Genomic DNA, 20,412 nt, shown 5'->3' with positions numbered 1-20,412 from the left:
GGTGGGCAGGCGCTTCGCCGCGCGGAACGCCTGCCCACAGCCGCCGGGACCCCGCCGGGACCACCGACGCGGCACCGGCGGTCGCCCTACTTCTCGGTCACTCCCGCCGAGTCGAACGTCGCCACCTCGTGCATGGCCCGGGCCGTGCTCTGGACCAGGGGCAACGCCAGCAGGGCGCCCGTGCCCTCGCCGAGGCGGAGGTCGAGGTCGACGAGTGGGCGCAGGCCCAGCTTGTTCAGGGCGGCGACATGGCCGGGCTCGGCGCTGCGGTGCCCCGCGATGCAGGCGGCCAGGACCTCGGGGGCGATGGCGCGGGCGACCAGGGCGGCGGCGCCGGCACTGACGCCGTCCAGGATCACCGGCGTCCGCAGGGACGCGCCGCCGAGGAGGAGACCGACCATGGCGGCGTGCTCGAAGCCTCCGATCGCGGCGAGGACGCCGACCGGGTCGGCGGGGTCGGGCCGGTGCACTTCGAGGGCGCGGCGCACGACCTCGGTCTTGCGGGCGAGCGTCTCGTCGTTGATGCCGGTGCCCCGGCCGGTGACCTCCGCCGGGTCGGTGTCCGTGAACACCGCGATCAGGGCGGCGGACGCGGTGGTGTTCGCGATGCCCATCTCGCCGGTCAGCAGGGCCTTGTTGCCCGCGGCCACCAGGTCGCGGGCGGTCTCGATGCCGACCTCGATGGCCTGCTTGGCCTCTTCGCGGGACATGGCGGGGCCGGTGGTCATGTCCGACGTACCGGCGCGGATCTTGCGCGGCAGCAGGCCCGGGGTGGCCGGCAGGTCGGTGGCCACGCCGACGTCCACGACGCAGACCTCGGCGCCGACCTGGCTCGCGAAGGCGTTGCAGACGGCGCCGCCGCCGAGGAAGTTGGCCACCATCTGGGCCGTGACCTCCTGCGGCCACGGGGTGACGCCCTGCGCGTGCACGCCGTGGTCGCCCGCGAAGATCGCGACGGCCGCGGGCTCCGGGATCGGCGGCGGGCACTGCCGGGAGAGGCCGCACAGCTGCGCGGAGATGATCTCCAGCATGCCGAGCGCGCCGGCCGGCTTCGTCATGCGCTTCTGCCGCTCCCAGGCCTCGCCGAGCGCCTTGGCGTCCAGCGGGCGGATCTGCGCGACCGTCTCCGCCAGCAGGTCGTGCGGCTCCTCGCCGGGCAGCGCGCGACGGCCGTACGTCTCCTCGTGCACGACCCAGGACAGCGGACGGCGCTTGGACCAGCCCGCCTGCATCAGCTCGGGCTCGTCCGGGAACTCGTCGACGTACCCCACGCACAGGTAGGCGACGACCTCCAGGTGCTCGGGCAGGCCGAGGACGCGGACCATCTCCCGCTCGTCGAAGAAGCTGACCCAGCCGACACCGAGACCCTCGGCGCGCGCGGCGAGCCACAGGTTCTCGACGGCGAGCGCGGAGGAGTACGGCGCCATCTGCGGCTGGGTGTGCCGGCCGAGGGTGTGGCGACCGCCGCGGGTGGGGTCCGCGGTGACGACGATGTTCACCGGGGTGTCGAGGATGGCCTCGATCTTCAGTTCCTTGAACTGCTTCGCCCGGCCCTTGGGGAGGGACTTGGCGTACGCGTCACGCTGACGCGTGGCCAGTTCGTGCATCGCCCGCCGGGTGTCGGCGGACCGGATGACCACGAAGTCCCAGGGCTGCGAGTGCCCGACGGACGGCGCGGTGTGGGCCGCCTCCAGGACGCGGAGCAGCACCTCGTGCGGGATGGGGTCGCCGCGGAAGCCGTTGCGGACGTCACGGCGTTCACGCATGACCTTCAGTACGGCTTCGCGCTCGGCTTCGTCGTAGCCGGGGGCGGCGGGGCCTGCGGACCGCGGTACGTCCACGGGTACGGGCTGCGGTGCGTCCGCGGGTTCGGGCTGCGGTGCGTCCGCGGACTGCTGCGCGTCTGCCACGGCGGCCGCGGAATCGGCCGCCGCCGCCTCGGCTTCCTGGTCCTCCTGCTCGGCGGCCCGGGTGTCCAGGTCGTCGGCGTGCTGGGCGAGTTCGGACTCGGCCTGCGGGGAGTCGGCCTCGCGCGGCGCGGGCACCGCGAGGACCTCCGGCTGCATCTCGGTGACGTCGGCCGCCGCCACGGCCTCGGTGGGGACGCCCATCGCGTGCGGCGGGGTCGGAGCGAGGTGCGGGGTGGTCGGCACGGTGCCCTCGACCGGCACGAACTCACCCGTGGGCCGATCCGGGTGCGGCTGCTGCGCAACCGTGCCGGGAAGGGTGCCGACGGCCTCCGGGACGAGGGCTTCCGCCGGGTGGGCGGCGCCGGCTCCGGTGTGGTGGGTGACGTCGACGGGCGCGGGCTCGGGCGCCTGCGGGTTCGTGTGCGTGACGTCCGCGTGCGTGACGTCCGCGTGCGTGGCGTCCGCGTACCCGGGCTCGTCTCCGTGGGAGGACTGGGGGTCCTGCGGGGGCTGTGCGTCCGGCACGCCGTGCGGAACGGCCGTGTCCACCGGGGTCGCCCCGGAATCGTCAGCGGGCACGCCGGCCGTCGCGGGGTCCTGGGTCATGGGGAGCTCTGGCTGCTGCGGATCCGTGGCGAACCGCGAATCCGGGGTCACCTGGACCTCCTGGGGGGGCTGCCACTCCTGCTCCACACCCTGCGGCACCGACGTGTCGATCCCGGCGGCGGGCGTGTCCCCGGTGACGGTCACGGTGTCCCCGCCGGGCTGCGCGACCTGCACGGGCTGCGCGGCCTGCACGGGCTGCGCGGCCTGCACGGCCTGCACGGAATCGGGCTCGGGCTCAGGCTCGGCGGCGGCCTCCGGGAAGGGGAGGGCTTCAGACTCTGCAGGTGTGGTGGCGGGGGTGGCTTCGAGGACCGGCTCTCCGGAACCCGCATTCTGGAGGGTTGTCTCCTCGGGGGCCGGCAGGTCCTCGGCCACCTCAGCTTCGACTACCTCGGCTTCGGCCACCTGTGCGACCTCGTCGGTCTGAACGTTCTCACCGGTCTGAATCGTCTCGGCGGTCGGAACGGTCTCGGCGCTCTGAACGGTCTCGGCGGTCGAAGCCTGGTCCGGGGCGACGGCCTGCTCGGCAGCAGCCACGACGACGACCGGGGCCTGCCCGGGCGCCGGCCCGTCCTCGTACGCGACCGGCTCGGGCGGCTGTATGTCCGCCACACCAGCGGCCCCGGGTGCGGGGGCCTGGGCCTCGGGCTCGGGCTCGAGAGCCTGGTCCTCGGGTGCCTGGGCCAAGGGTGCCTCGGGTGCCTGTCCGCCCTCCGGCGCAGCCGGTTCGACGGGGGACCCGTCCTGAGGCGCGGCCAACGCCGGGCCCCCGGGCTGGTCAGCCTCTCCGGCGGCCGGCGCGTCTGCCACCGGGGACCCGGCGGTCGGGACCGACTCGACGGCGACCGCATCGCCCTCGGCAGGCACGGCCTGCATGCTCTCGACCTGCCCGGGGTCGCCCGCGTCTTGGCCCTCTCCCCGAGCTGGTCCCTGGGCCTGACCTTGTCCCTGACCCTGAGCCTGTGGTTCGCCGACATCCTCCGCGGCCTCGGCCATCGAGCTTTCGGCCACTGCGCCCTCGGCCGTCACGGGCTCGACCGTCACGGGCGCGGCCGTCACGGGCGCGGCCGTCACAGGTTCCGCCGTGACGACCTGTCCGGCCTCCGGCGCGACGTCCGGGCCCGGTGCCTGCGCGGCCGGCGCCTGTGCGGACGTCTGCGCGACGGTCGCCACCGCCTCGGGCCGGTCCGCCTGCGCCTCGTGCCCGTGCGCCGCACGCGCCACCGCCGTCTGCGCCGCGCTCGCACCGGCCGGGCCCGGTCCGGCCGGGGCAACCGTTTGGGCCGTCCGGGCCTGGGCCGTCCAGGCCGGTGCGTTCTGCGAAGCGGCGTCGAGATACTCGGGGCCCGGGGCCCGGGCCGGAACCGGCTGGCGCGGTGCGTCCGCCGGGCCGCGGTCGGCGAGGGAGCGGACCGGGCTGGCGGACATGTTGGGAAGGGGCGGGCCGAGGTGCAGCGGCCGGCGCGGCGGCAGTGTCGCCGAGGGCGTCGACAGGGCCTGCTGCCCGGGGTCGGGCAGGCGGACACCGCGGAGGTCGACGAAGCCGCTGTCGCGGCCGGCCGTTTCGTGCGGGCCGGGCAGGTGCGGCTGCTGGTGCACGGCCTCCACGACCGGCTCGGGGGCGGGCGGCGCGACCTCGTTGCCCCAGGGGCTCTGGGCACCGGGCAGCAGCAACTGGTCTTCGTCCTGGGCGGGGGTCTCGGAGAGGTAGGTGTACGAGCCGTGCGCGGGGGCGCCCGGCTGTTCCACCGTGCCTGCGTTCTCCGGCAGTCCCTCGCCCGGAACCTGGCCGGTGTCGGTCATGCGTACCCCTCGCCCATCGGTTGGTGCTTCTACGACCAGCTCACCGTGAACGGCGCGCCGACCGCCCGCAGTGAAGAACGAGCGTGCGTCCCCAGCGGCACGAACGGCCCGCCGGAAAAGACGACAAAGCCATTCAGCGGCACATCCGTTCCGTGACATTGTCGCGGTCGTTCCGCTGCCACGACAGCGTGATCCACGACTGCCCGTTGTGGACTGCGCCACGTTGCGCGTCCTCCCGGCCACTGCCGTACCACACCCGCCCCAAAACGGTCCTGTTTTCCGGACATTGAGCGACGAAGCGCAGGACGACGCGTGGTGGGCAGCGATCGGCCAGCCTACCTCGCGCGGTACGACAACAGGATCACCGGGACGGTGCCGGGGTCAGCCCTCGCGGAGCGGGAGGACGCCGCTGAGCAGGAACGCGACACTCCGTTCCGTCTCCGTCCAGGCCCGCGTGTCGAGTTCGACGGACTGCAGCAGCGCGCACTCGACGTCGTAGCCGTGCTCGGTCAGGTCGCGGCCGACGAGTTCGGCGGCGTCCCGGGTGCCGGCGTGGGTGACGATGCGCTGCGGGCGGCGGTCGGCGACCGCGGAGACGACGGCGGCTCCCCCGCCGCCGACGCGGACGACGTCGGGTTCGGGGAGGTTCTCCAGGACGTGCGGGGCGGTGCCGTGGACGATCTGGAGCTGGACGCCGAGGCGACGCGCGGCGGCGTCCGTGCGGGCGCAGGCCTCCATGTCACGGTCGACGGCGATGACGGCGGCGCCGGCGCGGGCGGCCTCGACGGCGAACGCGCCACCTCCGCAGCCGATGTCCCACACCAGGTCGCCGGTGCGCGGTCCGGTGCGGGCCAGTTGGGCGGCGCGCAGCAGGTCGTTCTCGCCCTCGCCGAGTGCGCCGTAGGTGCTGCCGGGCAGGGTCCAGCCGCGTGGCCCGGTGGCCGGGTCGCGGCCGGCGATCCAGCCGCCGCCCTCGGCGGCGCCGACGGGGCCGCCGATGACGATGACGACGTTGGGGTCGCGCCAGGTGTGGTCGGCGGCCCTGTCGGAGGTGACGACGCTGACCTGTTCGCGGTCGGTGCCGAGTTCCTCGCAGATGACGAAGGTGCGGTGGACGCCTTCGAGCAGCAGGCCGAGTTCGGCGGGGCCGGCGCCGGGCGAGGTGAGCACCGCGACTTTGGTGTGGGCGCGGCATACGTTGACCGCGCGTCGCAGGGTGCGAGGGTGTGCGACGACCACGTGGGCGTCGTCCCAGGGCATGCCGGCGCGGGCGAAGGCGGTGGCGACGGAGGAGACGGCGGGCACGACTTCCACCTCGAGGCCGAACTCGGGCGCGCGCAGGGTGCGTACGACGCCGAAGAAACCGGGGTCGCCGTCGGCGAACACGACCGCGGTGCCGCGGTGGGCGGCGATGCGGCGGGCGGCGAGGGCGACACTGCCGAGGCGGATGCGTTCGGCGCCGCGCGGCACCTCGGGGAGCGCCAGGTGATGGGCGGCGCCCGCGACCAGTGTGGCGGCGCCCAGGGCGGCGCGTGCCGCGGCGGTCAGCGGCGAACCGTCCCAGCCGATCACCGTGACGCGGTCGGCCATCGTCGTCAGTCTCCAGGGGTTTGTGCAGGTCGGGGGCTGGACATCCCGCGTGGGCGGGCTTGGTGAGACTACCTCGTGGAGCCGGTGGTCAATCGTCCCGCCCGGCGTTCAGTTCCAGTCGTCGTACGAGGTGAAGCCGCTGGTGTCGGCCAGTTCCTCGGCGGCGCCGGGGAGGTCTTCGGGCAGCAGGCTCCAGACGATGACGTCGGTGCGTACGTCGTGCCAGGTACCGGACTCGGTCCTGGCGCGCGCTATCCACGCGCTGCGCAGGACGCCCTCGCTGATGCAGCCAATCTTCTGGGCGACCTGCTGGGAGGCGGCGTTGTCGGCGGCGGTGCGCAGTTCGAGGCGCTCGAACTTCTGGTCCCGGAACAGCCACTGGGCGGTGCCATAGGCGGCTTCGGAGGCGTAGCCCTCGCCGCGTGCCCAGGGGGCGATGACGTAGGAGATCTCGCTGGAGCGGACGCGCCAGTCGGTGTGCCGGAGGTGCACGATGCCGACCAGGCGCTGGGTGAGGAACTCGGTGACGGCGAACACGATGCCGTGGCCCAGGGCCCGTTCGGCGGGCGCGAGTTCGGTGATCCAGGCACGGGCGTCGGTCCGGGTGTAGGGGTACGGGGCGGAGGTCCAGGCGATGACGAGCTCGTCGTTCATCATCTCCGCGAGGGCGTCGGTGTCGGGTTCCTCGAAGGCCCGCAGCACCAACCGCTCCGTGCTGATGGAGACGTTGGGGAAGGTGCTAGTCATGCGCCGCTCCGTAACCTTCGGGAACCTTCAGGGCCTGATGAACTGCCCAGCATGCAGCATGACGGCCTGAAGTCGCACCACGGGGTCCCCTCCCTCTCAGGAAGCGGACCCCGTGTGTGCGGGGGGTGCGGAAGGCCGTCAGGAGGAGGCGACGACGGAGACCGCGTACGTGTCCGCGATGAACTTTTCGACCTCGGCGGAGGTGAGGAGCCTCGCGGGCTTCTTCACGCGCGGGTCGTCCTCGTTGCCCTTCTGCACGGGCGAGGAGGTTGCCGTAGGGGTTGTTCTAGGCGGACTCCAGGACGAGGGCGTCCCTGGAGGGTTCGAGGTCGGACTCGATGGCCAAGAGCGGGAGGGGAGCGGTTACGCGACCTTGCCGACGTCGGCCGCCGGGTCCGACGCCGACTCCTCGGCCTTGCCGGTCTTACCGGTCTCCTCCTTCTTCTCCGTCCTCTCCGTCTTCTCGGTCCTCTCCGTCTTCCCGGTCCTGAGTCGGCGCGAGTCGGGGCCGGTACGGGCGCCGCGGCGGTGCAGGGCGCGGGCCGCGTGGTCGCCCGCGAACTGGATGGAGGAGATGACCACCGCGAGGATCGCGACGGTGACGGTCGCGAGGACAGCAGGTTGGAGTGCTGGAAGACCGAACAGACCCACGTCGGCGGCCGGACACCGCTGTCCGCGTTCCGGACAGCGGTGGACGCGGGTCAGGGCCGGACGGCGACCTGGACGAACTCGCCCGTGACCTGCGCGGACAGGGCCGAGAGGTCGGGCTCCACGAGATCGGCGTCCAGTTCGTGGGCCGGGTGGGTTGTGGCCAAGGCCACGGTCGCCATGCCAGCGGCTCGGCCCGCCCGCAGGCCGGCGGGGGCGTCCTCGAAGACGACGCAGTCGGCCGGGTCGACGCCCAGGAGGCGGGCGGCGAGCAGATACGGCTCGGGGTCGGGCTTGCCACGCGTCACGTCGTCGGCGGCGACGAGCGTCTTGGGGAGGATGCCGACGGCACCGAGGCGGGCCTCGGCCAGGCGCCGGGTGGCGGAGGTGACGACGGCCCAGCGGCCGGCCGGCAGCACGTCGAGGAAGTCCCGGGTCCCGGGCAGCAGATGGACACCGCCGTTGGGCACGTCCTCCACCTCGAGCTGCTCGATCCGCTCGACGGCCTCCGGCACGAGGGCGGCGGGCAGCAGGTCGGCGGCGAGTTCGGCGGCGGTCCGGCCGTGCAGTTCGATCGCCGCGAACGCCTCGGCCGTGACTCCGTACTCCCCCGCCCACCGGGTCCAGCACCGTTCGACGGACCGCAGGGACGAGACGAGGGTCCCGTCGTTGTCGAACAACATGGCCTGTGCACGGATCTTCATGGCACCGACCCTACGGTGCGGCCCGGGGCCGGTCTCATGCGGCCCCCGGACCCGTAATAAGGTCACAGCCATGCTTGATGCCCTGACCCTGGCGACCGGCGTCGCCGCGCTGCTGCTCGCCGCCTGGTGCGGCTGGGCCGCCTACCGCGACCAGCCGACGAAGGACTGGCACTTCATCGGCATGGCCGTGGTGACGCTGCTGACCCTGGTGCAGCTGGTGGTCGGCATCGTGCAGCTGGCGCGGGGCGAGAAGCCGGACCAGGGCACGACGATCTTCGTGGCGTATCTGCTCGGCGCGTTCGCGTGCGTCCCGGCGGCGGCTTTCATGTCGCTGGCGGAGCGCACTCGCTGGGGCTCGGTGACGGTCGCCGCCTCAGGCGTGGTGCTGGCCGCTCTGGAAGTACGGCTCTACGACATCTGGGGAGGCTGAGATGGCCGGGAAGAGGCTCATCGGCGGGCCCGGGATGCTGCTGGTCTGGCTGTACGGCGTGATGGTCGTCGGAGCGGTGTCACGCTCGGCGTACCAGATCGCGACGGAGTTCGACCGGGCGCCGCTGGCCTACTCGCTGTCCGCGGTGGCCGGGCTGGTGTACGGGTTCATCACGTACTCGCTGGTGCGGGGCGGGGAGACGGCCCGGCGCGCGGCGTTGGCGTGCTGCGTGGGCGAACTGCTCGGCGTGCTCGTCGTGGGAACGTGGACGATGGCGGATCCGTCCGCGTTCCCCGACGCGACCGTGTGGTCCGACTACGGGATGGGCTATCTGTTCATCCCGGTGCTGCTGCCGGTGTCGGCGATTTACTGGCTGCGCAAGTCGGGCGCGGGCACGGGCGCTGAGCACCCGGCCGTCTGAACGCCCCCGCCGACCGCAGCTCGAGGGCCACAGCCGATGGACGGCCATTCAGGAGGCCGCGGTCCGCGGCCGAGGCGTCACGCCGTCTGGGCGTACGCCCCCGCGCGCTTCTCCAGGACGATCATCGGTACGCCGTCCGTGCCCTTCGCCGTGCCCACCGTCTCGTAGCCGACCTTGCGGTAGAGGCTGAGGTTGCCCTCGCTGCGGTGGCCGGTGTGGAGGCGGAACGTCGTCGCGCCCCGCTCGTCCGAGAGAGCCGCCTCGGCCGCCTTGAGCAGGCGGGCGCCGATGCCGTGACCCTGGAGACGGGGGTGGACGCACAGCCTGCCGATGGCGGCGGCGCCGTCCTCCGTGAGCCGGCCGCGCACCGAGCCGACGACCTCGTCGCCGAGGCGGGCCACGAAGACGCAGTCCGCGGCGACCTCTTCGCGCACCGAGTCGAGGCTCTGGACGAGCGGGTCGATGCGGTAGTTGCCGTACAGCGCGGCTTCGCTCTGGAAGCAGAGGTACTGCAGCCTGAAAATCTGCTCCGCGTCCTGCTCGGCCGCCACAGAGATGGTCACGCTCATGCCCATGTGCGCACGCCTCCCGCTCACCTGATCACCTGTTGTCCCCCACTCCTATCCCCGGACTCGACGAGCCGCAACCTCCCCTGTGAGCAATCTCCGCGGACATCCCAGGCATCCGGAACGTTCCCGTCCAAGGCAGCCCTGTGAGATACCCAACTCCCCCGCGATCCCGGGGTATGTCGCGCCTCCCCGGGGACAGTGGCGCCTCAGGACGGCGACCCGGCGGGCGGCGCGCCGCCCGCCGTACGCACGGCGGATGACGGCGGGGCAGGTGAGCCGCCCGGGCCGTACGCGACGTCGTCGGCGGATTCGGTGACGCACGGCCTTCCGAGGCGGTGGGTACGGCGGCTGCGGCGGGCCTCGGCCGGACTGCCGCGCGCCGACGGGCGGGCCTGGCGGCGGGTCCTGGGCCGCGAGGCGGCGTCACGCGGGATGGCCTGAGCGAGCCGCGGGTCACGGGACGCCCGTGGCCGGCGTGGAGTGCGAGGCCGACCGCGGGGAGCGCCGCGAGCCGTTCGGCCGGGCGCAGCCGGACGGCTTGTTCCGGGGCGCCGGGTTCCAGACCCGAGACGGGGGCCTCTGCCTGGGCCCCGGCGGTGGCGCCGGGCACAGGGTGAGGAGCAGGTCGGGGTCAGGTGGGAGCAACGCGGCCGTCCGGGCGTCGGGTTGCCCGGACGGCCGCGGTTCACCCCCGGCAGGGTGGCCGGCTCAGCCGTTGACGAAGTCCGCGCGGGCCAGCAGTCCGGTGTCGGCCTGGTCGGTGAAGACGCCGTCGATGCCGGTGGCGAAGTAGGCCCGGTAGGCGCCGAAGACGTCGCCGTAGGCGTCCGCGTCCGTGCCCTTGCGGAACTCCGTCGGCAGGAACGGGTTCTCGTTGCGCATGGTGTACGGGTGCAGGATGAGGCCCACCGCGTGCGCGTCCCGTACGAGAGTCGTCGGCCGGGTCAGCCGGCCGCTCGCGTCCTTGGGGATGACCAGGTCCAGGGTGGGGCCGATGCCCTGCGCGTAGGAGGCGATCTCCGCCAGGCCCTCGGGGGTGACCAGGTCGGCGACGGTGCGCGGGTCGCCGGTCTGCTGGAGGTCCCAGGGACGGGTGTTGGCGCCGGAGAGCAGGACCACCAGCGGGTTGCGCACCAGCTTGCTCATGCGCTGGATGCTGGTCGGCTCGAAGGACTGCAGGATGACGGGCGCGCTCTTGCGGTCCTTGCCGTGACGGCGCAGCACCTTGGCGACGCGCTCCTCCAGGCCGAGGCCCAGCTTGCGGAAGTAGGTGGGGTGCTTGAGCTCGGGGTAGATCCACACCTGCTTGCCGGTCTTGCGGGTCTGCTCGTCCTGCCAGCGCAGCACCTCCTCGAAGGTGGGGATCTCCCAGCGGCCGTCGTAGAGGGTGTTGTGCGGGCGGTTGGCGGGGATGCGTTCCTTGGCCCGCAGGGTCTTCAGCTCGGCGAGCGTGAAGTCCTCGGTGAACCAGCCCGTGGTGGAGACGCCGTCGAGGAGCGTGGTCTTCTTGCGGTCGGCGAACTCGGGGTGGTCCGCGACGTCGGTGGTACCGCCGATCTCCGGTTCGTGACGGCAGACCAGGTGGCCGTCCCTGGTGGGCACCAGGTCGCCGGCCTCGACGATGTCGGCGCCCAGGTCGAGGGCGAGCTGGTAGGAGCCGAGGGTGTGCTCGGGGCGGTAGCCGCTGGCCCCGCGGTGGCCGATGATCGTCGGGACGGGCAGGCCCTTCAGCCCGCCGTCGCCGCGTGCGGCGCCGGAGGCCTCCGTGGCCCCGGCGGCTCTCGCCGTGCCGGACAGACCGAGGACCGCTCCGCCCGCCCCCAGCACCGCCGCGCCGAGAAGCGCCCGCCGCCCCGTACCGCCGCCCGTCTGCTCGTCCGATCGCTGCGTTCCCATGAGCGCCTCCTGCTGTGCCGTCCGTGTGCCGTCTGTCGGCGGTGCGGGCCGATCGTAGGGGCGCACGCATGGCCGGCGGGAGACCTCCGGCGGAACACCCGGGTGATCCTGGATGTCCTGCTGGGCGGGAGATGTGACAGGGTGTCCGGTCGGTTCCCGTGCCGGACACCGCAGTGCGCCGTCGGTGCGAGGTGCGGACGCAGACGCCGGTGTCCCGACAAGTTGCCTGATCCGGATACCGGTGGATGTGCTGGACCCGGGATACGAGGCGATGCGCGGGGAGCCCGGGGCCGTGACTCGGCGACGGGCCGGGCGACGTCCGTCACACGTGGCGGACGGGCGACGTCCCCCTCGGCGGCACGCCACCGCAGGTGAACGCGGGTTGACAGCGGGTGGAAACCCCGGCGCGTCCGATGCGCCCGATGTGCGCGACCCCGGGCCCGCGAGTAATGTCCTCACCTGCACAGACTCATACCGCGTCCGTTACCCCGGAGGGCCCGTTGTCCCGCTTCGCGCTCATCAAGGCAGTCCTCGGCCCGATCATGCGGCTGATGTTCCGCCCCCAGGTGGAGGGCACGGAGAACATCCCGGGCGACGGACCCGTCATCCTGGCCGGCAACCACCTCACGTTCATCGACTCGATGATTCTTCCGCTGGTCTGCGACCGGCAGGTGTGCTTCATCGGCAAGGACGAGTACGTCACCGGCAAGGGCCTCAAGGGCCGGCTCATGGCGTGGTTCTTCACCGGCGTCGGCATGATCCCCGTCGACCGCGACGGCGGCCGGGGCGGCGTCGCCGCGCTGATGACCGGCCGCCGCGTGCTGGAACAGGGCAACGTCTTCGGCATCTACCCCGAGGGCACCCGCTCCCCCGACGGCCGCCTCTACCGGGGCCGCACCGGCATCGCCCGGCTGACTCTGATGACGGGCGCGCCGGTCGTGCCGTTCGCGATGATCGGCACGGACAAGCTCCAGCCGGGCGGGGCGGGCCTGCCCCGGCCGGGCAAGGTCACCGTGCGGTTCGGCGAGGCGATGGAGTTCTCCCGCTACGAGGGCATGGACCGGGACCGCTACGTGCTGCGCGCGGTCACGGACTCCGTGATGACCGAGGTCATGCGGCTGTCCGGGCAGGAGTACGTGGACATGTACGCGAGCAAGGCGAAGGCGGCTTAGGTCTCTTCGCCCGGCCACGGGGGCGGGGCGGTCGCGCTGTGTGCCGGGTGCGGCGCCGTCGAGGCCGGTCGGACGGTTCCCCCCGTCCCTAGGAGACGTCCCCGTCCAGGCGTTGGTCGCGGAGCAGGAACCACGCTGCTGTCGACGCCGCCAGGAGGACTGTCGCGCCGGTGGCGGCCGCCAGGGTGAGACCGTCGACGAAGGCGTCCCGGGCCGAGGCCAGCAGTGCCCCGGCGGTGTCCGACGGGAGGCCCCGCGCCGCCTCCACCGCGCCGCCCAGTGACTCGTGGGCCTCGGCGGGAGTGCCCGCCGGGCCGGTGAAGTCCCGGTAGGCGCCCGTGACGACCGAGCCGAGTATGGCGATGCCCAGGGCGGCGCCGAGTTCGTACGCCGTCTCGGAGACCGCGGATGCCGCGCCCGCCTGTTCCTTGGGAACGGACGACAGGATGACGTCGGCCGTCACCGTGAACGAGAAGCCTGCGCCCAGGCCCACGAACAGCAGTATCGCTCCTATCAGCGGGTATTCGGTGGAGCGGTCCGCCACGGTGAGTGCGGCCAGGGCCAGGCCGATGGCCGCCAGGCCGCCCGAGACCACCGTCCGGACCGAGAAGCGGCGGGCGGCGCGGCCCGCCACCAGGCCCGCCACGACCGCGCCGATCGCGGCCGGCAGTTCGGCGAGGCCCGCCTCGAACGGACCACGGCCCTGCACGAGTTGCAGGTACTGGGAGAGGAAGAACACCAGGCCGGACAGGCCGAGGATGGTCAGCAGGTCCGCCAGCACCGCCCCGCTGAAGCCCCGGTGGGCGAACAGGCGCATGTCCAGCAGCGGTTTCGGCAGGGTGAACTGACGCCGTACGAAGCCGTACAGGGCCAGGGCGCCGAGCAGACCGGCGGCGACCGCCTCGGGGGCGAACCCGCGCGCGGCGGTCTCCTTCACCGCGTACACGACGCCGACCATGCCGACCAGTGACAGCGCGACGCTGCCGGGGTCCCAGGGGCCGGGGTGCGGATTGCGCGACTCGGGCAGCAGCCTGGCGCCCACGACGACCAGCACGGCCATCACCGGCAGGTTGATCAGGAAGACCGACCCCCACCGGAAGTGCTCCAGCAGGAATCCGCCCGCGATGGGGCCGACGGCCATGCCGGCGGAGGCGGTGGCCCCCCAGATGCCGACGGCGAGGCTGCGCTCACGCGGGTCGTGGAAGATGTTGCGGATGAGCGCCAGGGTGGCCGGCATCAGAGTGGCGCCGGCGACGCCGAGCAGGGCCCGCGCGAGGATCAGCAGCTCCGGTGTCGACGCGTAGGCGTTGAGGACCGAGATCGCGCCGAAGGCGGCGGCGCCGACCAGCAGGATCCGTTTGCGGCCGACGCGGTCGCCGAGGCCGCCCATGGAGACGAGCAGTCCGGCGATGACGAACGAGTAGACGTCGCCGATCCACAGCAGTTGCGTGCCGGTGGGCGCGAGGTCCTCGCTGATGTAGGGGGTCGCGAGGCCGAGCACGGTCGCGTCGACGGCCACCAGCAGCACGGCGAGCACGAGGACGGACAGCGCGAGCCAGCGGCCCGGACGCCTCACCGCCTCCGTCGCACCGGCCGGCCGCGGGGTGCTGGTCATGGTTCCTCTCTCCGTGTCACGCCGCCGAGCATCAGCTCGGTGACCATGTGGGTGAAGTCCTTGCCGGCCACGCGCCCCTCGGACACGGCCCAGGCTGCGGAGGCCAGCAGGCCGTACAGGGCCTCGGTGAGCCAGGCCGGGGTCAGGTCGACACGGAACTCGCCGCTCAGCCGGCCGCGCCGGAACAGCGCTTCGATGCGCTCGTCCAGCCGGGCCCAGCCCGCGTTGCGCTCCTCTCCCTCGAACAGCTGGTTCTCGGAGTAGAGGAAGGCGAGCAGTCCGGCGGCCGGCTCGAGGGCGCGCACCAGGCGCCGTACGGCGTCGCTCGCGGGGCCCTCGTCCGGGCGGGCCGCCTCCAGTGCGGCCTCGCACTCGGCGAGGCCGAGGGCCTCCAGCGCGCGGACCAGCGCGTCCCGTCCGGCGAACTGCCGGTGCAGGGTGGCGCGGCTGATGCCGACGGCCTTGGCGACCTCGTCCATCGTCGCGGTGGACTTGCGGCTCAGCAGGGCCGCGGCGGTGCGCAGTACGTGGTCACGATCGACAGCCATGAGACGAGCGTACCGCACGTGAGACACACACGTCTCATATGCGGCTCATTTGTCTCAAGGAAGCGCGCTGCGGGCGTCCGCCGGGGACGGGGTGCGGATCAGTGCCACGGCAGTCGGCCGCGCTCCTCCCAGTACCTGGCCGGGTCCTCGGTGAGCGTGGCGAGCCGGGTGAGGCGGTCCTCGTCCAGGTCGACGACCGCGGCGTGCAGGTTCGAGGCCAGCTGGCCCACGGTCGCGGCGCCGGACAGGACGACACCGGCCCACGGCCTGCTCAGTACGAACGCGAGCGCCACCGCGTCGCAGTTCTGTCCGGTCTCGGCGGCGAGGGCGCGCAGCGCTTCGGGGGCGTGGGGTGCGGCGAGCCGCCCGTTGGCCATGGCCTCCTTCACGATCACGGTGAGACCCGCGTCATGGGCCTCGGCGAGGGCGGGCTCCGCCGAGGTGTCCAGAAGGTTGTACGTGGACTGGACCGTACGGAACAGCGGGCTGCCGTCGACGGTCACGGCGAGCGCGGCGCGGATCGTGTCGGCCTGGGCGGGGCCGCTGGTGGAGAGGCCGACGCTGACGCCCTGTGCGGCGGCCTCGGCGAGGCGGGCGTGCAGGTCCTTGTCGGTGAGAGCCGGGCTGTCCGGGGTCACCGAATGGATCTGGTAGAGGTCGAGGCGCTCGCCGAGCAGGGCGGCGGTCTCGGCGCGCTGACGCTCGTACGCGGCGAGGGAATGGTCCTTGACCTCGTGCTGCTCGGCGTCCGTGGACCAGTCGGCGGTGTACGTGTAGCCCCACTTGCTGCCCACGACCACGTCGTCGACGTCGGGGCGGGCCGCCAGCCAGGCCGCGAGGAACTCCTCGGCGCGGCCGTAGGAGCGGGCGGCGTCGAAGTAGCGCACGCCCTGGGCGTAGGCGGCGTCGAGGAGTTCGTGCGTGCGGATGCTCAGGGCCTCCACGCCGCGGTCCTCACCGAGGTCCTCGTCCCGGCCGAGGTTGATGTAGCCGGGGCGGCCCACGGCGGCGAGGCCCAGGCCGATGTGGCAGGTCGGCGTCGTTGCGGTCGCGAGACGGGCGAAGGGCATCGCGGGCTCCGTTCGGTCGCTGCGGTGTCACGTCGAGGGCCTCGACGTGACCGTGCCTGCCCCCTCGGGGTGGTGCGTGGGAGGCGTGCGACCAACGTAACCCGCGATGCCCTTCGGTTCGCGGTTCGCGCCCCGCGGCTCGGCTTCACGACTCGCGCCGCACGGCCCGGTCCGTCCGCGGGCGGGGCGGGTGACGGTTCGTCGTGGCGTGCCGCGCGGTTCCCCGCGCCGCTAGACGGCGCTCCCCCTGGCCCTGGCCCACACGTGCTGCTCCGCCACGTCCGCCTTCACCTCGGCGAGCTGGACGGCGACCGCGCTCGGGGCCGTGCCGCCGCGGCCGTCGCGGGAGGCCAGGGCACCGGGGACGTTGAGCACCGTCCGCACCTCGGGGGTGAGGTGGGCGGAGATCTTCGCGAACTGCTCGTCGGTCAGTTCGTCCAGTTCCCTGCCCTCGGCCTCGGCGGCCTTCACGCACTCGCCGGCGACCTCGTGCGCGACACGGAACGGCACGCCCTGGCGGACCAGCCACTCGGCGATGTCGGTGGCCAGCGAGAACCCGGCCGGGGCCAGCTCCTCCATGCGCTCGCGGTGCACGGTGAGGGTGGCCATCATTCCGGTGAAGGCCGGAAGCAGGATCTCCAGCTGGTCGATGGAGTCGAAGACCGGCTCCTTGTCCTCCTGGAGGTCGCGGTTGTACGCGAGCGGCAGCGCCTTCAGGGTGGCCATCAGGCCGGTGAGATTGCCGATGAGACGGCCGGACTTGCCGCGCGCCAGTTCGGCGATGTCGGGGTTCTTCTTCTGCGGCATGATCGAGGAGCCGGTGGAGAAGGCGTCGTGCAGGGTCACGAAGGAGAACTCCTTCGTGTTCCAGATGATGACCTCTTCGGCGATCCGGGAAAGGTTCACGCCGATCATCGCGGTGATGAAGGCGAACTCGGCGGCGAAGTCGCGGGAGGCCGTGCCGTCGATGGAGTTGGCCGAGCTGCCGTGCTCGAAGCCGAGGTCCTTCGCGACCGCCTCCGGGTCCAGGCCGAGCGAGGAACCCGCGAGGGCGCCCGAACCGTACGGCGACACGGCCGTCCGCTCGTCCCACTGGCGCAGCCGCTCGGCGTCCCGCGACAGGGACTGCACGTGTGCGAGGACATGGTGGGCGAAGAGGACCGGCTGGGCGTGCTGGAGGTGGGTGCGGCCCGGCATGGCGACGTCGGGGTGGGTCTCGGCGAGGCCGACCAGGGCGTCCTGGAGGTCGGCGATCAGACCGCCGAGGGTGCGGGCGTGGTCGCGCAGGTACATCCGGAAGAGCGTCGCGACCTGGTCGTTCCTCGACCGGCCGGCGCGCAGCTTGCCGCCGAGGTCCGGGCCGAGCCGCTCCAGCAGGCCGCGTTCCAGGGCGGTGTGCACGTCCTCGTCGGCGACGGTGCCCACGAAGGCGCCGGACGCCACGTCGGCCTCCAGCCGGTCGAGTCCGGCGATCATGCGGGTGAGTTCGTCCTCGGTGAGCAGCCCCGCCGTGTGCAGCACGCGCGCGTGGGCGCGCGAACCGGCGATGTCGTACGGCGCGAGCCGCCAGTCGAAGTGGACGGACGCGGACAGCTTCGCCAGGGCCTCGGCGGGACCGTCGGCGAAACGGCCGCCCCAGAGCCGTACGTCACCGCTGTTGCTGCTCACTTGCGTTGCTCCTCGAAGAGATGGCGATGTGCGGCCGCCTCCCCACGGTCGGTGTGTGGGGAGGCGGCCGTCAGGCTAGTGCGTGCGGGGGAGCGTCGGACGCCGACGGGAGGCCGTGCCGCCGCTCACGCGAGGTCGCGCTTGGCGGCGATCTTCGACGACAGGCTGTAGATGTCGATGAAGCCCTTGGCGGCGGCCTGGTCGAAGGTGTCGCCCGTGTCGTACGTGGCCAGGTTGAAGTCGTACAGGGACGACTCGGAGCGCCGGCCGGTGACGACCGCGCGACCGCCGTGCAGGGTCATCCGGATGTCGCCGGTGACGTGCTGGTTGGCCTCGTTGACGAAGCCGTCCAGGGCGCGCTTGAGCGGGGAGAACCACTGGCCGTCGTAGACGAGCTCGCTCCAGCGCTGCTCGACCTGCCGCTTGTAGCGGGCGAGTTCACGCTCGACGGTGACGTTCTCCAGCTCCTGGTGGGCGGTGATCAGGGCGATCGCGCCGGGGGCCTCGTACACCTCGCGGGACTTGATGCCGACGAGGCGGTCCTCGACCATGTCGATCCGCCCGATGCCCTGGGCGCCGGCGCGCTCGTTGAGCTGCTGGACGGCCTGGAGGACGGTGACGGGCCTGCCGTCGATGGCGACGGGGACGCCCTCCTTGAAGGAGATGATCACCTCGTCGGCCTCGCGGGCGGCGGCCGGGTTCTCGGTGTACTCGTAGATGTCCTCGATCGGGGCGTTCCAGATGTCCTCGAGGAAGCCCGTCTCGACGGCACGGCCGAAGACGTTCTGGTCGATGGAGTACGGGGACTTCTTGGTGGTCGCGATCGGGAGGTTCTTCTCCTCGCAGAACGCGATGGCCTTGTCGCGGGTCATCGCGTAGTCGCGGACCGGGGCGATGCACTTCAGGTCGGGGGCGAGGGCGACGATGCCGGCCTCGAAGCGGACCTGGTCGTTGCCCTTGCCGGTGCAGCCGTGGGCGACGGTGGTGGCGCCGTGCTTGTGCGCGGCGGCGACGAGGTGCTTGACGATCGTGGGCCGGGACAGCGCGGAGACCAGCGGGTAGCGGTCCATGTAGAGGGCGTTGGCCTTGATCGCCGGGAGGCAGTACTCCTCGGCGAACTCGTCCTTGGCGTCCGCGACCTCGGCCTCGACGGCACCGCAGGCGAGTGCGCGCTTGCGGATGACGTCCAGGTCCTCGCCGCCCTGGCCGACGTCGACCGCGACGGCGATGACCTCGGCGCCCGTCTCCTCGGCGATCCAGCCGATGGCGACGGAGGTGTCCAGACCGCCTGAGTAGGCGAGTACGACGCGCTCGGTCACGGGTTTTCTCCTCACACTGCATTCGCTGACATGCATGAGTATGCAGCACTCTGCATGAATCGTCAATTCAGGCCGACGCCCCGGACGGGTCGGCCGACAGGTGCGTCAAATCCTTAGACAGGCGAAACATCTGCCTCCATAATCGTTAGACATGGGAAAGACTTATGAGCGCATAGACGGCCGGCTCCGCACCTTCATCGAGTCGCAGCCCGTGTTCTTCACCGCCACCGCACCGCTGTCACCCGACGGCACGGTCAACCTCTCCCCCAAGGGCCTCACGGGATCCTTCGCCGTGCTGGACGAGCACACCGTCGCCTACCTCGACTTCGCCGGCTCCAACGCCGAGACCGTCGCCCACCTGCGGGAGAACGGCCGCATCACCCTGATGTGGTGCGCCTTCCAGGGCCCGCCGAACATCGTCCGGGTGCACGGCAGGGGCGAGCCGGTCTTCCGCGACGACCCGCGCTTCGGGGAGCTCCTCGCCCGCTTCCCGGACATCGAGCCGTACCGGCACGGCCTGCGCGCGATCGTCGTCGTGACCGCCGAACTCGTCCGCGACACCTGCGGATACGCGGTGCCGTTCATGACCTACGACGCGGACCGCGACCTGCACGGCAGGCGGTTCGCCCGGGAGGACGACGCCTCGCTCGGCGCGTACTTCGCCAAGAAGGACCACGTCGCCACCAGCCTGGACGGCCTTCCCGGGCTGCCGCTGCCGTTGCCTCCCTCTACGGTCTGAAGCATGCGCCCCGGTGCCGTCGCCCTCCCTCTCGCCCTCTCAGCCGCGCTGCTCGCCGGGGCGGCGCCGCCCGGCCAGAAGCCGTACGGGGAAGCACCGGCCGGGGCACGGCCGCTGCCGGCCCGGATGGCGGACACCGGCGGCGGCGCGCAACTGATCACCGCGCAGGCCGCCGGCACCGCCTCCACGTCGGGCACGCTGACCTGGTGGGACCTGCGGGACGGGCACTGGACCCGGGCCGGCTCGGCCCCCGCCCGCTTCGGGGAGAACGGTCTCACCGAGGGCGCCTCGCGCCAGCAGGGCACCGAGACCACCCCGGCCGGCCTGTACGGCCTGCCCTACGCCTTCGGTGTCGAGGCGGCCCCGCCCGGGACGACGTATCCGTACCGCCGGGTCGACGACGACTCCTGGTGGTGCCAGGACAACGGCTCCCGTTCCTACAACCGCTGGAGCGAACCGCGGGCGGCCGACTGCCGGGCCACCGAGTCCGAGCACCTGATCACCTACGGCACGCAGTACGCGTACGCGCTCGTCGTCGGCTTCAACTACGCACGCCCGGTGCGGGGGCGGGGCGCCGGCATCTTCCTGCACGTCGACGGGCGGGGCGCGACGGCCGGCTGCGTGTCCGTGCCCCGGGACGCGATGCGCCGCATCCTGCGCTGGGCGGACCCGGCGGCCCGCCCGCACATCGCGATCGGGACGGTGCGGGGGCGGACGGCCATCACGCGGTACTGACGCCGTCCCGCGGGCCGGACACCACGACGAGTTCGTGTGCGGGCCCCGGCTCCGCGCGGCCGGTGGTCGAGGCGCCGCGCGGTGCGGGTGTGCCGGCCCGCCACAACCCGCACGGGTCGTCGCGCTGTGACGGCCCTTCAGCAGCCGGCACGTCCAGTACTGGCCCTGCACGCGGCTTCGGGACGGCGGTCCCGGGCCGCGCGCCACCGCTGCGCCCGCCGG

Annotated in this window: 16 protein-coding genes and 2 pseudogenes; 5 read left to right on the top strand and 13 right to left on the bottom strand. The window is 72.8% G+C overall.

From position 1 onward, the window contains the following. Positions 1-86: 86 nt before the first annotated feature. The 6 genes and pseudogenes from cobT to ABZ354_RS09445 form a co-directional block, all read right to left on the bottom strand. Entirely contained in the window at positions 87-4,319 is a 4,233-nt protein-coding gene (cobT, locus tag ABZ354_RS09470; protein WP_358654692.1) for a nicotinate-nucleotide--dimethylbenzimidazole phosphoribosyltransferase, read from the bottom strand. Positions 4,320-4,700: 381 nt separating this feature from the next. Continuing rightward, entirely contained in the window at positions 4,701-5,909 is a 1,209-nt protein-coding gene (gene cbiE, locus ABZ354_RS09465; protein WP_358654690.1) for a precorrin-6y C5,15-methyltransferase (decarboxylating) subunit CbiE, read from the bottom strand. A gap of 108 nt (positions 5,910-6,017) precedes the next feature. Next, positions 6,018-6,656, bottom strand: a complete 639-nt coding sequence (locus ABZ354_RS09460) for a GNAT family N-acetyltransferase (protein WP_358654688.1) — start codon at positions 6,654-6,656, stop codon at positions 6,018-6,020. Positions 6,657-6,794: 138 nt separating this feature from the next. Further along, positions 6,795-6,999: pseudogene (locus tag ABZ354_RS09455) on the bottom strand (MetQ/NlpA family ABC transporter substrate-binding protein); the annotation flags it as partial. Between the two features lie 20 nt (positions 7,000-7,019). Beyond that, positions 7,020-7,259: pseudogene (locus ABZ354_RS09450) on the bottom strand (hypothetical protein); the annotation flags it as partial. Positions 7,260-7,357: 98 nt separating this feature from the next. Beyond that, a complete protein-coding gene (locus ABZ354_RS09445; protein ID WP_358654686.1) occupies positions 7,358-8,008 on the bottom strand; it encodes an HAD family hydrolase in 651 nt (216 codons plus the stop codon). A 70-nt stretch (positions 8,009-8,078) separates the two neighbouring features. Here ABZ354_RS09445 and ABZ354_RS09440 point away from each other — a divergent pair, with 70 nt between their 5' ends. Together ABZ354_RS09440 and ABZ354_RS09435 are read left to right on the top strand one after the other, a co-directional pair. Next, positions 8,079-8,438 carry a hypothetical protein gene (locus ABZ354_RS09440; RefSeq protein ID WP_358654684.1) on the top strand — a complete coding sequence of 120 codons (360 nt, stop codon included), beginning with the start codon at positions 8,079-8,081 and terminating at the stop codon, positions 8,436-8,438. A gap of 1 nt (position 8,439) precedes the next feature. Beyond that, positions 8,440-8,859, top strand: a complete 420-nt coding sequence (locus tag ABZ354_RS09435) for a hypothetical protein (RefSeq protein WP_358654682.1) — start codon at positions 8,440-8,442, stop codon at positions 8,857-8,859. Positions 8,860-8,936: 77 nt separating this feature from the next. Here the strand turns inward: ABZ354_RS09435 and ABZ354_RS09430 are convergent, their stop codons facing one another. Together ABZ354_RS09430 and ABZ354_RS09425 are read right to left on the bottom strand one after the other, a co-directional pair. Continuing rightward, positions 8,937-9,434, bottom strand: a complete 498-nt coding sequence (locus tag ABZ354_RS09430; RefSeq protein WP_358654983.1) for a GNAT family N-acetyltransferase — start codon at positions 9,432-9,434, stop codon at positions 8,937-8,939. Between the two features lie 702 nt (positions 9,435-10,136). After that, complete coding sequence (locus ABZ354_RS09425) at positions 10,137-11,324, bottom strand: glycerophosphodiester phosphodiesterase (protein ID WP_358654680.1); 1,188 nt, start codon at positions 11,322-11,324, stop codon at positions 10,137-10,139. A 449-nt stretch (positions 11,325-11,773) separates the two neighbouring features. On the opposite strand from ABZ354_RS09425, the gene ABZ354_RS09420 reads away from it, so the two are divergent. Further along, on the top strand, positions 11,774-12,496 hold the full coding sequence (locus ABZ354_RS09420; RefSeq protein ID WP_358654678.1) for a lysophospholipid acyltransferase family protein: 723 nt from the start codon (positions 11,774-11,776) through the stop codon (positions 12,494-12,496). An 88-nt stretch (positions 12,497-12,584) separates the two neighbouring features. Here ABZ354_RS09420 and ABZ354_RS09415 read toward each other — a convergent pair whose 3' ends face one another. The 5 genes from ABZ354_RS09415 to ABZ354_RS09395 form a co-directional block, all read right to left on the bottom strand. After that, positions 12,585-14,111 carry an MFS transporter gene (locus ABZ354_RS09415; protein ID WP_358654676.1) on the bottom strand — a complete coding sequence of 509 codons (1,527 nt, stop codon included), beginning with the start codon at positions 14,109-14,111 and terminating at the stop codon, positions 12,585-12,587. Then, the gene (locus tag ABZ354_RS09410; RefSeq protein WP_358654674.1) at positions 14,108-14,659 is read right to left on the bottom strand and encodes a helix-turn-helix domain-containing protein; all 552 of its coding nucleotides are present in this window, start codon (positions 14,657-14,659) and stop codon (positions 14,108-14,110) included. The genes ABZ354_RS09415 and ABZ354_RS09410 overlap by 4 nt, the downstream gene beginning before the upstream one ends. A 98-nt stretch (positions 14,660-14,757) precedes the next feature. Next, a complete protein-coding gene (locus ABZ354_RS09405) occupies positions 14,758-15,729 on the bottom strand; it encodes an aldo/keto reductase (protein WP_358654672.1) in 972 nt (323 codons plus the stop codon). 231 nt (positions 15,730-15,960) lie between these two features. After that, positions 15,961-17,397 (bottom strand): argininosuccinate lyase, encoded by a 1,437-nt coding sequence (argH, locus tag ABZ354_RS09400; protein ID WP_358654670.1) that lies wholly within the window; start codon positions 17,395-17,397, stop codon positions 15,961-15,963. A gap of 125 nt (positions 17,398-17,522) precedes the next feature. Further along, the gene (locus ABZ354_RS09395; RefSeq protein WP_358654668.1) at positions 17,523-18,716 is read right to left on the bottom strand and encodes an argininosuccinate synthase; all 1,194 of its coding nucleotides are present in this window, start codon (positions 18,714-18,716) and stop codon (positions 17,523-17,525) included. 151 nt (positions 18,717-18,867) lie between these two features. On the opposite strand from ABZ354_RS09395, the gene ABZ354_RS09390 reads away from it, so the two are divergent. Both ABZ354_RS09390 and ABZ354_RS09385 read left to right on the top strand, forming a co-directional pair. After that, positions 18,868-19,455: a pyridoxamine 5'-phosphate oxidase family protein gene (locus ABZ354_RS09390; RefSeq protein WP_358654666.1), complete on the top strand. Its 588-nt coding sequence runs from the start codon at positions 18,868-18,870 to the stop codon at positions 19,453-19,455. 3 nt (positions 19,456-19,458) lie between these two features. Beyond that, complete coding sequence (locus ABZ354_RS09385) at positions 19,459-20,190, top strand: L,D-transpeptidase family protein (protein WP_358654664.1); 732 nt, start codon at positions 19,459-19,461, stop codon at positions 20,188-20,190. Positions 20,191-20,412 lie beyond the last annotated feature (222 nt).

This window comes from Streptomyces sp. NPDC005925 (assembly GCF_040638805.1).
GTDB lineage: Bacteria > Actinomycetota > Actinomycetes > Streptomycetales > Streptomycetaceae > Streptomyces.
The sequence above is the reverse complement of the archived record's forward strand: the minus strand, read 5'-3'. Positions and strand labels throughout refer to the sequence as shown.